Source organism: Sinorhizobium sp. BG8 (assembly GCF_016864555.1).
Taxonomy (GTDB): Bacteria; Pseudomonadota; Alphaproteobacteria; order Rhizobiales; family Rhizobiaceae; genus BG8.
The window spans coordinates 2,639,408-2,652,392 of the sequence record NZ_CP044011.1 but is presented as its reverse complement, the minus strand read 5'-3'; the positions used below and the strand labels follow the sequence as shown (position 1 = coordinate 2,652,392).

The 12,985-nt window shown below is 58.8% G+C and carries 13 protein-coding genes and 1 pseudogene; 8 read left to right on the top strand and 6 right to left on the bottom strand.

Annotation, left to right across the window (positions count from 1 at the left end):
* Positions 1–68 precede the first annotated feature (68 nt).
* On the bottom strand, positions 69–1,469 hold the full coding sequence (locus tag F3Y30_RS12600; RefSeq protein WP_203423048.1) for an MFS transporter: 1,401 nt from the start codon (positions 1,467–1,469) through the stop codon (positions 69–71).
* Positions 1,470–1,541: 72 nt separating this feature from the next.
* On the opposite strand from F3Y30_RS12600, the gene F3Y30_RS12595 reads away from it, so the two are divergent.
* Both F3Y30_RS12595 and F3Y30_RS12590 read left to right on the top strand, forming a co-directional pair.
* Positions 1,542–1,964 carry a helix-turn-helix domain-containing protein gene (locus F3Y30_RS12595; protein WP_203423047.1) on the top strand — a complete coding sequence of 141 codons (423 nt, stop codon included), beginning with the start codon at positions 1,542–1,544 and terminating at the stop codon, positions 1,962–1,964.
* A 130-nt stretch (positions 1,965–2,094) separates the two neighbouring features.
* Positions 2,095–2,916, top strand: a complete 822-nt coding sequence (locus F3Y30_RS12590) for a fumarylacetoacetate hydrolase family protein (RefSeq protein ID WP_203423046.1) — start codon at positions 2,095–2,097, stop codon at positions 2,914–2,916.
* Positions 2,917–3,103: 187 nt separating this feature from the next.
* Here F3Y30_RS12590 and F3Y30_RS12585 read toward each other — a convergent pair whose 3' ends face one another.
* On the bottom strand, positions 3,104–3,880 hold the full coding sequence (locus tag F3Y30_RS12585; RefSeq protein WP_203423045.1) for a DUF4239 domain-containing protein: 777 nt from the start codon (positions 3,878–3,880) through the stop codon (positions 3,104–3,106).
* A gap of 351 nt (positions 3,881–4,231) precedes the next feature.
* On the opposite strand from F3Y30_RS12585, the gene F3Y30_RS12580 reads away from it, so the two are divergent.
* From F3Y30_RS12580 to F3Y30_RS12570, 3 genes are all read left to right on the top strand, one after another.
* The gene (locus F3Y30_RS12580) at positions 4,232–5,719 is read left to right on the top strand and encodes a DUF1254 domain-containing protein (protein WP_203423044.1); all 1,488 of its coding nucleotides are present in this window, start codon (positions 4,232–4,234) and stop codon (positions 5,717–5,719) included.
* A 230-nt stretch (positions 5,720–5,949) separates the two neighbouring features.
* Complete coding sequence (locus F3Y30_RS12575) at positions 5,950–6,582, top strand: CatB-related O-acetyltransferase (RefSeq protein ID WP_203423043.1); 633 nt, start codon at positions 5,950–5,952, stop codon at positions 6,580–6,582.
* A 325-nt stretch (positions 6,583–6,907) separates the two neighbouring features.
* On the top strand, positions 6,908–7,756 hold the full coding sequence (locus F3Y30_RS12570; RefSeq protein ID WP_203423042.1) for a PhzF family phenazine biosynthesis protein: 849 nt from the start codon (positions 6,908–6,910) through the stop codon (positions 7,754–7,756).
* Positions 7,757–7,771: 15 nt separating this feature from the next.
* On the opposite strand, the gene F3Y30_RS12565 is transcribed toward F3Y30_RS12570, so the two are convergent.
* The 3 genes and pseudogenes from F3Y30_RS12565 to F3Y30_RS12555 form a co-directional block, all read right to left on the bottom strand.
* Complete coding sequence (locus F3Y30_RS12565; protein WP_246752733.1) at positions 7,772–8,362, bottom strand: isochorismatase family protein; 591 nt, start codon at positions 8,360–8,362, stop codon at positions 7,772–7,774.
* 140 nt (positions 8,363–8,502) lie between these two features.
* The gene (locus F3Y30_RS12560; protein WP_246752732.1) at positions 8,503–9,567 is read right to left on the bottom strand and encodes a class I SAM-dependent methyltransferase; all 1,065 of its coding nucleotides are present in this window, start codon (positions 9,565–9,567) and stop codon (positions 8,503–8,505) included.
* A gap of 86 nt (positions 9,568–9,653) precedes the next feature.
* Positions 9,654–9,839, bottom strand: a pseudogene (locus F3Y30_RS12555) (AzlD domain-containing protein); the annotation flags it as partial.
* 218 nt (positions 9,840–10,057) lie between these two features.
* Here F3Y30_RS12555 and F3Y30_RS12550 point away from each other — a divergent pair.
* The 3 genes from F3Y30_RS12550 to F3Y30_RS12540 all read left to right on the top strand — a co-directional run bounded on the left by F3Y30_RS12550 (position 10,058) and on the right by F3Y30_RS12540 (position 11,193).
* Positions 10,058–10,516: an Lrp/AsnC family transcriptional regulator gene (locus F3Y30_RS12550; protein ID WP_203423040.1), complete on the top strand. Its 459-nt coding sequence runs from the start codon at positions 10,058–10,060 to the stop codon at positions 10,514–10,516.
* A gap of 77 nt (positions 10,517–10,593) precedes the next feature.
* Positions 10,594–10,809, top strand: coding sequence for a hypothetical protein (locus F3Y30_RS12545; RefSeq protein WP_203423039.1), 216 nt, complete (start codon positions 10,594–10,596; stop codon positions 10,807–10,809).
* 168 nt (positions 10,810–10,977) lie between these two features.
* Positions 10,978–11,193: a 4-oxalocrotonate tautomerase family protein gene (locus tag F3Y30_RS12540; protein ID WP_203423038.1), complete on the top strand. Its 216-nt coding sequence runs from the start codon at positions 10,978–10,980 to the stop codon at positions 11,191–11,193.
* A 248-nt stretch (positions 11,194–11,441) separates the two neighbouring features.
* Here F3Y30_RS12540 and F3Y30_RS12535 read toward each other — a convergent pair whose 3' ends face one another.
* Positions 11,442–12,626 carry a phosphatase PAP2 family protein gene (locus F3Y30_RS12535; protein ID WP_203423037.1) on the bottom strand — a complete coding sequence of 395 codons (1,185 nt, stop codon included), beginning with the start codon at positions 12,624–12,626 and terminating at the stop codon, positions 11,442–11,444.
* Between the last annotated feature and the right edge of the window lie 359 nt (positions 12,627–12,985).

Sequence of the window (12,985 nt, the reverse complement as noted above, 5' to 3'; positions counted from 1 at the left end):
TCCTGGAATCTCTCCCGCAGAGTGCCCAAAGCGATCGGCAACGCTGTTTTGGACGAGTTTGGTGACCCTCACGCGCCATCCTCGGATTTGACCGCTGCCGCCTGGCCGACCAGTGCAAGCGTCGCGGCAAGCAAGGTCGCGGCTGCCGCGGCGAGAAATGTTGTCGTGAAAGCTTCGGAAACAGCGCCGGCCGAACTCCTGGTGATCTCATCCGAACCGACCGTTGCCGCGAACAGGGCCGTCATCACCGAGGCCCCCGTCATGAAGCCCAGGTTTCGGGATAGTCCGATCAGTCCGGAGAGGAGGCCCCGCTGGTTTGCGGGGGCCGTCAGCAGGACCGTGGTGCTGTTGGCCGCGATGAAAAGCTGAAAACCAGGAGTAAGAACCACCAGCGCGGCGATGTAGCCGACGACGCCAAGGTATCTCGGGAGGAGCGCAAGGCAGACAAGACCCAGGACGATTTCGATCAGTCCCACCGTGACCACGGGCTGCGCACCAAAGCGATCCGTCGCACGTCCGGCCAAGACACCCGTGAGTGCCGCCGTCATGGGGCCAATTGCCATGACCAGACCGACGCTTACATCGTTCAGGCCCAACGCGAACGACAGGAAATACGGCCCTACCACCAGGGTCGACATCATCGAAGTGGAAACGAGGAGATTGGCGGACAAGGCCATTGCGGTTGGCCGGTTGCGCAAGATCGAGAAAGGGACAAGTGGCGCGTCTGCGCGCAACTCTGCGATCATGAACGCGACAAACGCCAGAGCGGTCGACGGGAGCAGCAACACAGCAATCCAACTGGGAACACTGTGGCCGCCGGTCGTGGCCAGCGCATAGAGTATAAGCGTGACGGCCAGTAACCCGGCGCCAAGCCAATCGGCCCGCATGCCCCGGTCGCGCCTGCCCGCAGGCATTTCCGGGATGAACTGGATGCTCAGGCCGAGAACGAGGACACTGAGCACCGTCAGCCCTCCAAACGCGGCGCGCCAGCCGAATTGCGAGATCAGGATCCCGCCGACCGAAGGGCCAAGTGCGGTTCCGATCGCCGACATGGTTGCGAGTAGGCCCAGCGCCGAGCCCGTCCGTTCCTTCGATGCCACTTGCCTGATGACCGACAGGGGTAGCGACAGGAGGACCGCCCCGCCGAGACCCTGGATCGCCCGGCCTGCAACCAGTACCCCAAGTGTCGGCGCGCCGACGCAGACCGCGGACGCGAGAGCAAATATCGCCGTCCCGATGATCAGCACACGCCTGTTTCCGAACTGATCGCCGAGATGCCCGGCCAGCACGATCGTCACGGTCGTCGAAACGAGATAGGCGAGTATGACCCACTGGATGCTGGCGATCGGCGCTGCGAATTCACGCGACAAGGCTGGAAGCGTGACGGTGGCGATGCTGACAGCGAGCGATGCGGTGAGTGTCGCCCCCGCAAGCGCGATCAATGGCTGGGTGGTCCTTCGCATGACCATGAATATCGTCTCCTCTTGTCTGGATCTCGGGTGACGGTTACGGTGCCACTTCAAGCCGACTTGAGGTCAAGCATGAAAATTCTCGACATCGGGGTGCTTTCCGAACAGAGCGGAGTCCCGCCATCCACATTGCGCTACTACGAGGAGATCGGCCTCATCGAGTCGATCGGCCGCCGGGGCTTGAGACGCCAGTTCGGAACCGAAGCCCTCACCCAGCTCGCGCTGATATCGCTCGGCAAGACCGCGGGATTCTCGCTCGAAGAGATCAAGGGAATGTTCGGCAAAGGCGGCGCACCGAACCTTCCGCGCGCGGCCATCCATGCTCGTGCCGAGGAACTCGACGCACAGATCCGCAGGATGACCGCCCTCAGCAATGCACTTCGCCATGTCGCCGATTGCCCGGCGGAGAGCCACATGGAGTGCCCGAGGTTCCGCAGGCTGCTGATCGTGGCATCCAAATCGTCTCGCCACGCAAGGCAAGCTGGCCGCTCATAACGGGAATTACGGGCGCAGGTATTTGCCGTCTCGGCCGACTGTCGCCGCAGCCGCATGGCGAGGATCGATGTCTGCGACTATCATCCCTTGCCGCACGCAGCCTGGGATCTCGGTGAGAGAGGGACTTTCGATGACGCCGCCGTCCGCCAACCTTCGTTCCATCGCAACAGAAGTCGTTACCTTGCTTGGGACGGGCCGCCAGACATCCCCGTTCTCCACACGCGACCAGGACTTCGGTCTTGCCGAAGCCTACGGGGTTACTCGGTTGGTGCGGGAGCTGCGCGAACAGCGCGGCGAGTGCATGGTCGGGCGCAAGATAGGCTTTACCAACCGCACGATCTGGCCACAGTACAATGTCTATGCCCCCATCTGGGGCTACATGTATGACAGGACCGTCTTCGATCTCGACGCTTTGACGGAAGGATACCCTATCGATGGCCTTCCAGAGCCGCGCATCGAGCCGGAAATTCTGTTTCATCTCGCAAAAGCCCCCATGCCGGGGATGAGCGAGAGCGACCTGTTGGGATGCATAGACTGGATCGCGCACGGATTTGAGCTCGTTCAATCGCTGTTTCCCGGCTGGAAGTTTGCCCCTGCCGATACGATTGCAGCATTCGGACTTCACGGCGCGTATGTCATGGGCCCGCGACACATGATCGGCCAACAACCCGAAGCCTGGCTGAAAGCGCTGAGCACGTTCGAGACAGAGCTGCATTGCAACGGGACGCCGGTCGCGCGCGGCCACGCTTCGGATGTGCTGGGCGGGCCCCTGTCAGCGCTGAAGCATCTCAACGACCTGCTGGCTCAGGACACGATCAATCCACCGCTCGCAGCGGGCGAAATCGTGACCACGGGCACCCTCACGTCCGCCATGCCCGTCGCTAGGGGTGAGCGTTGGTCAACCACCCTCTCCGGTCTCGACCTCAGCGGTATCAGTGTTTCCCTCATATGAGGGATTTCACGACGCAAGCGCACGTCTCTATAGCGCCAGGCGCCGTCAAGCACATCTGGCCCGGTGGCACGGTCGCAACCGAGCAGCGCAGGAGTGTTCCCGCGGCTGCCTCGTCGGGAACCGCTTTGCTCAATGCAGGATCAAGCCATCAAAGCTGCCTGAAAGCCGCCCGCCAAAGACGGCAGACCTAGGGGGCAGCCGGCAACGACTTGCCAATGTCTCCTGCAAGCAAATGCTCGAACGCTCTCGGTGGCAGCCTGCCCGGCTCCGCAAACGGGTTAGAAAATGCGAAGATGAAGAAGAGGAGAACACCTGCATATGCCCCGTACAGGGACAGAAGGGTAATGTGCGTCCTGGTTGGCCGATACACATAGAACGGTATCGCCACGAGAGCGAGACCAATGACCGCCGGCGCCCAAAAGAGTGTCGCCAGCCCTCCCGTAGCCTCTCGCGTTTGTCGGAGACGGGCCACGTCCGTAATACTGTTGCGCATCCTGTTCGCCAGATAACGCTGTCGATCCGTTGCAGGATCCAGGTCCAGTATTTGACCGTACAAACTGTCCCAAACACCCCATGCAGCCGGTGATAGGCCATTCTTGCCGCCCAGCATGTCCCACTCTTCGTTGACCACAATCGCAAGATATCGCGCCAACTCCGGCTGTATGGTTGCTGCGGCACTTCCACCATAGCGGCTGATGTCGTGATACACGTCGGAAATGGCTATTGCTTCTTGCGTGATGACCGTGCGCACTCCCTTGTAGTCGTCGAGTTCCTGCGCATAGACCAAGGCGAGAATTAACCCATGCAAGGCAGCAACTCGCACGGCGACTGTTCCTGCCACATCATGCGTTTTGTCCAGCTCGTCGCCACCGTGGAGCAATTGCCGCGCACCAAAATAGCAACCGAGTACCAGGGCGATGGCGGCCAGTACGAACCCGATGCCTACGAGAATTGAGGGGACCAAACAACGTTCTCCATTCAACCTGACATCGCGTTCTGGAGCTTTTCGAAGTGTCGATCCGGAGACTACATCCGATGGTTCAAAGCCGCAATCAGAGCGCGATGAGCCGACCCTGAAGCATCAGGCGTCTGTTTTTCGGCATAGGCGCCGATGCGGGGCACAAACTCGGCAAATTGCCGCCACGCGCTGGCAGCAATCGGCCCGATACGAGCGTCCACGTTCGTCCGCTAAGCGCCAGGAGGAGTCCTGGGCAAATTTCGTTTCTCGTGACGTGACTTTTATCAACTCGCTCCTAAGTTGGTAGATGGCTGTGGCACCCTGCTCGGCCAAGTCGAAATCCCAGGAGCTCAGGCGATGTTGAAATGGCGTTTGCATACCGCTGTCGCTTCCGTCATTGCAGCGACCGCATTTTCAGTCCCACTCGCGCATGCCCAGGAGGGCAAAGCACCTCCGCTGGTCGAGCAGATCAATAAGGGCAAATGGCTGGAACAGGCGGAGGCTGAGGCCTTGCTGGAAGAGCTTTACTACCAGCGCGCAATCCAGGCCTACATGACGATGCTGCCGGCTCTGAATGTCATCGGCATGCGCGACGGTTCCGAGGCGACCTTCGGGGCAGGTTACAATGTGCTGCCGATCTGGAAAGACCGGATGGACAGCCGCGCCTGGGTGCCGACGCCCAACGCCGACGTGATTTACTCCATGAACTATCTGGACCTGAAGGAAACCGGGCCGCTGGTGATCGCGGCACCGCCGAACGTCATCGGCATGTTCACGGATTTCTTCCAGCGGACAATCACCGATGTCGGTGCGATCGGGCCCGATCGCGCTGGCGGTGGCCTCTATCTTCTCTTACCGCCAGACTACGACGGCGAGGTTCCCAAGGGCTACTTCACCTTCAAGTCGCCGACCTACAACGTCTTCCTGTTCTTCCGCACCATCATGACAAAGGGCGCGAATGGTCCTGATCCAGCCCCAGCGGTCGCACTTGCCGAACGGACCCGCATCTATCCGCTCTTCGCATCGGAGAAGGACGTCAAGCCGATGGAGTTCCCGAACGGTTCGGGCAAACGGATCAACATGATGTACCCGGTCGACAACGCTTACTGGACCAAGCTGAAGGAGTTTGTCGATCACGAACCCGTTGCGGCTATCGATCCGGAGTTGCGTGGCGTTCTGGCCTCCATCGGCATCGTCAAGGGTAAGCCCTTCGAGCCAAGCCAGAAACAGCAGGAACTACTCAAGAAAGCTGTCGAGACTGCGCCGAAGATGATCATGGCGCTTCGCCAGACTGGCCGCCCCGATGGTCGGAACAAGTATTACACGGACCGGCAGTATGAGAACGTCTGGGGCGGTGCGACGGCGGAGTGGCTGCAAGACAGCTACATCGACGTGAACCAGCGAGCGACCTACTTCCAGGTCGCCTATTCGTCCGCGCCAGCCATGGTCATGCGAACGATCGATGCAGGTTCGAAGTATCCCACCACTTTACGGGATGCCGACGGTGATTTCCTCGACGGTTCGAAGGCCTACAAGCTGCATCTGCCGGCGAACCCTCCTGCCAAGCTGTTCTGGGCCGTAACGGCCTACGACATCACCGACGGAACAATGCCTGAGACGCCGCAACTCCTGCCTTCGATCAACGCCTTCAACAGCGTCAAGATGAATGACGACGGTTCGATCGACCTGTGGTTCGGGCCAAGCAAGCCTGCGGATGCGCCAGACACGAACTTCATCCAGACGGTCGAGGGACGCAACTTCCTCGCCACGGTTCGTCTGTACGGGACTGGAACAGAATTCTACGACCAGACGTGGAAGCCGGATGATCTCGTGAAGGTGAAATAACCAACGCTTGGCCCGTTGCCTGTCATGCTGCGGGCCATTCGAATTGTCCATCGATCACTTCGTTCCCCCACTTCGCGCCTCATGGCAATCATCGCGTACGCTTATCGATGTCGCTGCGTCCATTCAGATGTTTCATGACAGCATTTGAATGCTGCCATGGATTGTAACGCGCTACGACGCTAGCCTGCCCGACATAATTCTTTGCTGTCGCCTTCATTTAAGGGATTTCCATGCCGCTTCTCGATGCCGAGGCCATTCATCCCATCACCTTGCCCGATGGCACCGTCTATCGCGATACGGTCTATCTGAAGAACGTCATCGATCATCCGCGCATCGAGGTCGGCGAATACAGCTATTACACCCATTCCGGAAAGCCTGAAGACACAGCCCAGATATTGGCCCCCTATCTCGGCCATGGCGTTCGCGAACGGCTGGTTATCGGCAAGTTTGTGCAGATTGCACGGGGAAGCTACTTCATAACCAGTTCGGCCAACCATCCCATGACCGGTTTCAGTACCTATCCATTCCGTATCTTCAAGCCAGAGACCTTCGGCTACAAGGATTTGCCAACAAGGGATACCGTTGTTGGCCACGATGTATGGATCGGTCATGACGCAGCTATCATGCCGGGTGTGCATATCGGCGCAGGCGCAATTGTTGCCGCCGCTTCGGTCGTTGCTCGCAACGTTCCGCCCTATGCGGTGGTTGGAGGAAACCCGGCAACAGTCATCCGGATGCGTTATCCCGAGGAGGTTATCACGGAGCTTCTCGGTATTGCCTGGTGGGACTGGCCGATAGAAAAAATCGAACGCAACATGGCCGCCTTGAGCGATGGCGACCTCCCAGCCCTCCGAGCGGCCTGAACAAAGGCAAACCTGAGTTCCGAACGTCCGCTCCGGGCCACGAGCAGTCGCCGAGGCAAGTCTTTCAGCCGAGACAAGCCTGCCAAGAACCGGAATGTGTTTGGAGTGTTTCGCGCGTATTGGTTGGCGCTGGTGCGTACGCGTGGAGCTTGGCACAGGCCTCGTAGAGGGGATGTCATGCCTTATCTTAAGGGCGTCTCAGTCTGGCCTGCTCTTCGGATTACTCTAGCTTTTGTAATGGGACAAATTCTGCCGCAAACCGGGCTTTCAACCAATCCGCACCGAGTGGCTCAAGAGCGTACCTTAAGAGCGTCAGGACATCGTCATGAGAAACGGGATCGCAAAATTTCCATTCCAGCAGGTTGATGTCTTTTCCTCCAAAGCTTTGCTGGGCAATCCGCTGGCGGTTGTCATTGGAGCAGATTCCTTGACAGCGCCTGAGATGGCTGCTTTCGCGCGCTGGACGAACCTTAGCGAAACGACTTTCCTTCTACAGCCGAGGTCGGCAGATGCCGACTACCGCGTTCGCATCTTTACACCCGTTGCTGAGTTGCCCTTCGCGGGCCACCCCACTTTGGGGAGCTGCCACGCATGGCTGTCGTCCGGTGGAAAGCCAAAGAGTGGCGAGATTGTCCAGGAGTGCGAGGCAGGACTGATCCACATTCGGCGCAACAATGGACGACTTTCCTTTGAAGCTCCCGAACTGCGGCAATCAGGCCCGGTGGAACCCGACACACTGACGCGAGTTCTCAAGGGCCTGCGGTTGACCTCTGATGACATCGCCGATGCCAACTGGGTGGACAATGGCCCCGGCTGGCTCGCTGTCCTGCTGCGCTCCCGGCCTGACGTCCTCGCACTTCGCCCGGATTTCGCTGTCCTGTCCGGATTACGGGTCGGCGTCGTTGCACCCTGGGATCCAACAATGGATGGGCGGGAAGCGGATTTCGAGGTGCGTGCCTTTAGCGCGGCCGGTTATGAAGACCCGGTAACCGGCAGCTTGAATGCGGGCATCGCTCAATGGTTGATTGGTAACGGCATCGCTCCTTCATCATACATTGCCAGCCAGGGCACCGTCCTTGGACGGCAAGGACGTGTTCATGTGGAGCTGGTCAAAGATCAGATTTGGGTCGGTGGCGACGTTACGACTTGCATCGAGGGCGTCGCAGCCCTCTAAAGTGCTCGTTGTAGGCTAGCTGGCCGCCACGATCGCATCGCTATCGATGATTTCCGCAAAGTCGGATTTGAGATGAGCTATCGTCACATCGAAAATCGCACGCGCGGATAGCTGCTCGTCGGGCATGTCAAAGCCCATGACGGCATCCCGGACGACGATCATCTTGAAGCCGAGGTCCGATCCAACTCGAACTGTGGTGTTGACGCAAAAACCTGCAACTGCGCCCGTCACGACGAGAGTGCCGATGCCATTGTCGCGGAGATACTTTTCCATCCCGGTGGAGGCGAAAGGCGACGAAGTCGTCTTGACGAAAACCGGCTCGTCATCGAGCGCTTCTCCGCAGGGCATCACCTGTTGGGCGGGTGAACCAAGGTGCATCGGGGATGTTGGATCAGGATCGCTGTGGCGAACGTGGATCACCCTTTGACCAGTTCTGCGGAACTCAGCAGCCAAAGCGGCGATCCTGGCCGGAGCATCACCGTGGACGTGATCGCGCCCCGCATCGAGACGATGCTGCATCAGCATCTGCATGTCGATAATTACAAGGGCTTGTTCCAATTTCCACTCCACTCGGGACCTGTGAACGCGACTGATGCGGCCTACCATGGGCAATCATGTCCGCAAAGGGCAAAGACCGGTCATCTATTGCCGCACGCTTTTCCGGCCACCAACGTTCGCCTGATCAGCCTATCACCATGCGTTCGGCCGATTGTCGATGACCGCAACGCGCCCCTAAGCGGCCTTGGCTAGCGTCGTTTCGACAACACCACTGCGGCCATGTAGGGTTGATGGGGTCTGGGATTTTCCGATAGTCGGCTCTCCAAGCGGGAGAACAACTCGTTGACTAGCTCAGTTCTTTTACGGCGCTCTGCGATTAGACTGGCGATCACGGGGCCAGACCAGGCTCGCATCATGTCTGCATGATGCTTAGCGAATGTCGCTTTGTCACCGCTCCTTTCGAATTCTTCCCAGAAAGGGTCCGACACATTGATGAGATCGAGATGCTCCAGGTGCAGGTCTGCGAAATATTCGGATTGAACGAAGGGTGCTTTGATATCCTCCAACGTCCGCAGACCGATTGGTATCGTGAGTTGGTTCAGTTCTTCTTCCGAAAACAAGCCATCTTCACCCATTTCGACGACGGCTGACCAAAGCTCCCCCAGGGGCCATTCCCAGCCGGTGCCGGCCGCCGTGCGGGCGGTAAAGCCTGCAATGAGTTTCGCACCGGGCCGCATTTCCACCGACCTCAATTTCAGAAAGCACTCCCAATCGCCAGCCTGTTGTTTGGCGACGGCAGAAACCACAGATGGAAGAACGCTCATTCCCGCGAGAATATGGTCGTGCGCCTTGATCGCGCTACTACTCATCCACTGTAGAGCCCAGGTCGTCCAGCCAAGATGCATTCGTTGCGGAGGGAGCAACGGTGTGAAATACGATCTGCCAATTGCAAAAGGAAACACATCGGAAGCGCCGATCATGTAGCTGTTGGGATCTGAAACAAGCGCCTCGAACAGAGCCGGAAAGTCGTTCGATGGAAGATCGGTGTGGACAATTTCAATGGGGACGGATGGTCCCAACCTGGCTCGCAACGTGTCAATCGCAACACGCATTGGGGTCATCGAATTTCGGCCCTGCGAGGAACCGAAGTCAACGATTGTTGCTGGACCTTGTCCGAGATCGACCGTCCGGCATGCATCTTCCCACAGTGAAAGGAGTGCAGCGATGCCGGTCGCCTGCATCGCGGAATGACGGTTATAGAACCCGCCACCTTCCATCGCTGCCGAACCACTTTGAGGCGGATTGTTCGACATGGCACGCCCCGGCTTGATGTGCGCATAGCCTATCAGAATACGTTCGGTTTGGCGAACCTACGTCTCCTTCGGGCCGGAAACAGCCGTTAGGCCAGCACGCTTCTGAGAAGCGCTGCTGAAACGATGGAAATGATCACCGTCGGAAGTAGCGGCATGCGGGTCGCCGCAAGCGTGGTAAGCCCGAGCGCGATCAGATCGGCCGGTTGCCCTGTGACAAAGTCGGGCGCTATCACCGTTATCAGGACGCAGCCCGGCGCACATTCCATGACCGCGATCGTTAGAACATTGATCGGATCGGTCATGCCGGCCTCGCCCACGCATAGGCCGCAACAACCCCGATCGTCTATTGCTGGCGGAGGATAAGGCCGCCCCGCCTTCCCGATATGTTTTATTGCAGGTTCAGCGGCATTTGGTTGCGAACATGATGTGATTTCAGGGTAAACTAGCATAGGATGCCACGATGATGAAAATTCATGGACTTTGACGCCAAATGCAGCTCGACTCTATCGATCGCGCCATCTTGCGGGTTCTCCAGCAGGATGGAAAAATCCTGAACACTGAACTGGCCTCAAGAGTAGGCCTTTCGCCATCGCCGTGCCTCAGGCGGGTGAAGCTCCTGGAGGAGGCTGGCATCATCGAGCGGTATGTCGCTCTGGTCGATGCGGCGAAGCTGGGAATGGGCTTCACCGTCTTCGCACGCGTTTGGCTGACTGGTCAGGACGAAGAAACTGTGGTGCCATTCATCGAAGCCATCGGTAGGCTTCCTCAAGTCGTCGAGTGCCATCTCATGGCTGGAGACTGCGATTTTATCCTACGCGTGGTCGCTCCCGATCTCGACGGCTACAGGAGATTCCAGATCGAACACCTCGGACGCATCAAGGGGGTCAGAAATATCAAGTCGGAGATACCCATGCAGAGGGTCAAGCAATCAACCGAGATACCTGTCTGACCCCTGCATGAACGCCACGAAAAGAGTGTCATCCTCTCGAGACCCGAGAAGCCGACCCAACAGATGAGGTCAATGCCATGCACAAGTTCACCGTTACCCTCACGAAGGAATTCGAGGCAGACACTGCCGAGGAGGCCGCATTGCTCATGTACCAGGCACTGACCATCGAGCCGGCCCCCCTGGATTACCTGGTCAGGGATGAGACAATGACTGAGACCACCCTGACGCTGGATCGGAAATATGCGGATGAATTTGCCGGAGTCGATCACACTGCGGACCCCGGCAATTGGTAGTGCATAATGGACGTCACCGGTTCGTGACCGAGACACGCCTGCAAGCGCCGGCGGAACGGATCGCGGCCACAGCCGAACCTCGGGCTTGATCCGCCAAGCGCCGGCTGCGGACATTGCAAGGAAGGGCTACCAAGGGGTAAAAAGCTCGAGAAGCATGGAGGCCAACCGTTGCCATACGTCAAGGTTGAGATCGCGAAAGGCATTGCCAGCGTTGATCAGAAGCGCGCCGTCATTCGAAGGATGACTGAGGTTCTCGTCGAGGAGCTGGGCCGCAATCCCGAGTATGTCTTCGTCGTGATCGACGAGGTGGACACCGACAACTGGGGGAGAAAAGGACTCTCGCTTACCGATCTGTGGCAACAGGACAAGCCGGATAAACCCTAGAAATCGCCGGTCCTTCAATATCGAGGGAGGCGAACGAGATCCCTTCGCCGTATTGTGGCTGCTTCGGTCCAGAAGCGGACATCCGCGTTCGTCCGCCAGGCGCCATTTCCGGAGAAACGTTGCTGCCCCGCACGTCGGCTGCCGCGTGAACGGAACGTTCCACGCAGACCCCTCGCTCGGGATTGCGGCATTTCAGGAAAAGGCACCGGCGGTTATCCGCTGGAACGGATCAGCCCTCCTCCCTTTCGCTACTCCGCCCCGTCTTCCTTTGCCCTCTCGATGAATTTCCCGGCGACCGCCTTGCCGAGTGCGGCACCGGCCTGGTTGTCCATTTCATAGTGGATGCCGGCCCAGATGCGGGAATCGCCCGCCTCCTTGCCGACCGTGCGGATGAACTCCGCGTGGTCGGGGAACAGATAGGCAAGTACCTCGCATCGGGCAGTCGACAATGCGGAGTGGTTCGACGGATAACTGGGATGGGCCGGCACTGCGAACAACGGAGTGATGCCCGGGTCAAGCATGTTGGGCCGCAGGTACCAGTAAGCGTATTTCCCGTCGTTGCTTGCGATGAAGGTATCGTAGTTGACGGCTGCGAGCATCGCGTAAGCCCTAGCGGCTCGCGGCGCGTTCGAATCCGTCTTGTCCTCGAACATCCACTTGCTGGCATAGTCATACCAGCTGGTATGCAGGCCGGACGGGCTTTGCCAGTAGAAGGCTTTGTAGTTGTTAGGGAATTTTCGATCAAACTGCCGGACTGCCTCCACCTCGGCCTTTACGGCCGCGGACTTGCAGTCGGGCGGAGCGGGCGGCCTGAATTCATCGGATGTTTTGAGCAGGATCGGCTTCCAGTTTGGCATGGTTACATTGACCGGTTTGTCTCCGACCCACATGCACGGACCGGTCGGGACCGTTCCGGACCAGACGGCATCGGACCCGTCGGCCTTTGCCCGCGCAATCACCTGCTCTGCCACCCGTCGCCCCAGTTCCAGGCCGGCGGAAGAGTCGCTCGGGAACTGGACACCGGCAAGGACACGCGATTGTGCGGCTTCCTCGGCCATCGCCTGGAACGACGACGCCTCGTCCGGAAAGAAGTAGGCAAGAACGGTCGCGGCGGCTCCGGCCGCTGCCGCGTGCTCAGATGGATAAGCGGGACTACGAGGGGTAGGCAGCGCAGTCGACAGTGTCGCATCCATCTGGGCCGGCCGGGGGCGATTGTAGAAGTATTTTGACTCCCAGGCCGCGACGGTGGCGTCGTAGACCGCCATCGTCAGATAGGTATAGACGCGATGCGCATTGGGGATCGGCTGGTTTGCGAGAAGACGCTTGTTGACCAGGTCAATCCATCGATACCCGGGCGAGCCGGCGTCCCAGAACGTGATCTTGACGGCGGCCTGCGCATCGTTCTTTGCGACAAGTTCGCGGACCTCTTCCAACTCGGTGGCGGACGTATCCGGTGGCGGCGGGACGCGAAAGTCTTTGCCCGAGCTGATTACCCACGTCTTCCACGTTCCAGCATTTGGCTCTATCTGATCCGATTGGGCGAGAGCGAAGTTTCCTGTCAAAAGAATTAGCGCGCAGGCCCTGCTAAAGCCGCTAAGCATGTTCGACCCTCCTACAGTTGAATCCCCTCCCCCAAAGATGGAAGCTTTCCTGTTTTGACGGCCTTGTCTTTTTGTATTTTAACAACCGCTAATTATACCGCGACGCGCTGCCAAGTGAAAGGACCAATATGGGAGCTGGAAGAGGACAAGCGCGGTAATTGCGACGCCATATCTTCACACGCGTTTCGAGG

Excerpts from the sequence above, each read along its gene's own strand:
- F3Y30_RS12570 (WP_203423042.1), top strand. The coding sequence starts at position 6,908 with ATGAGAAACGGGATCGCAAAATTTCCATTCCAGCAGGTTGATGTCTTT.
- F3Y30_RS12600 (WP_203423048.1), bottom strand. The coding sequence starts at position 1,469 with ATGGTCATGCGAAGGACCACCCAGCCATTGATCGCGCTTGCGGGGGCG.
- F3Y30_RS12545 (WP_203423039.1), top strand. The coding sequence starts at position 10,594 with ATGCACAAGTTCACCGTTACCCTCACGAAGGAATTCGAGGCAGACACT.
- F3Y30_RS12595 (WP_203423047.1), top strand. The coding sequence starts at position 1,542 with ATGAAAATTCTCGACATCGGGGTGCTTTCCGAACAGAGCGGAGTCCCG.
- F3Y30_RS12580 (WP_203423044.1), top strand. The coding sequence starts at position 4,232 with ATGTTGAAATGGCGTTTGCATACCGCTGTCGCTTCCGTCATTGCAGCG.
- F3Y30_RS12550 (WP_203423040.1), top strand. The coding sequence starts at position 10,058 with ATGCAGCTCGACTCTATCGATCGCGCCATCTTGCGGGTTCTCCAGCAG.
- F3Y30_RS12565 (WP_246752733.1), bottom strand. The coding sequence starts at position 8,362 with ATGGTAGGCCGCATCAGTCGCGTTCACAGGTCCCGAGTGGAGTGGAAA.
- F3Y30_RS12590 (WP_203423046.1), top strand. The coding sequence starts at position 2,095 with ATGACGCCGCCGTCCGCCAACCTTCGTTCCATCGCAACAGAAGTCGTT.
- F3Y30_RS12560 (WP_246752732.1), bottom strand. The coding sequence starts at position 9,567 with ATGTCGAACAATCCGCCTCAAAGTGGTTCGGCAGCGATGGAAGGTGGC.
- F3Y30_RS12575 (WP_203423043.1), top strand. The coding sequence starts at position 5,950 with ATGCCGCTTCTCGATGCCGAGGCCATTCATCCCATCACCTTGCCCGAT.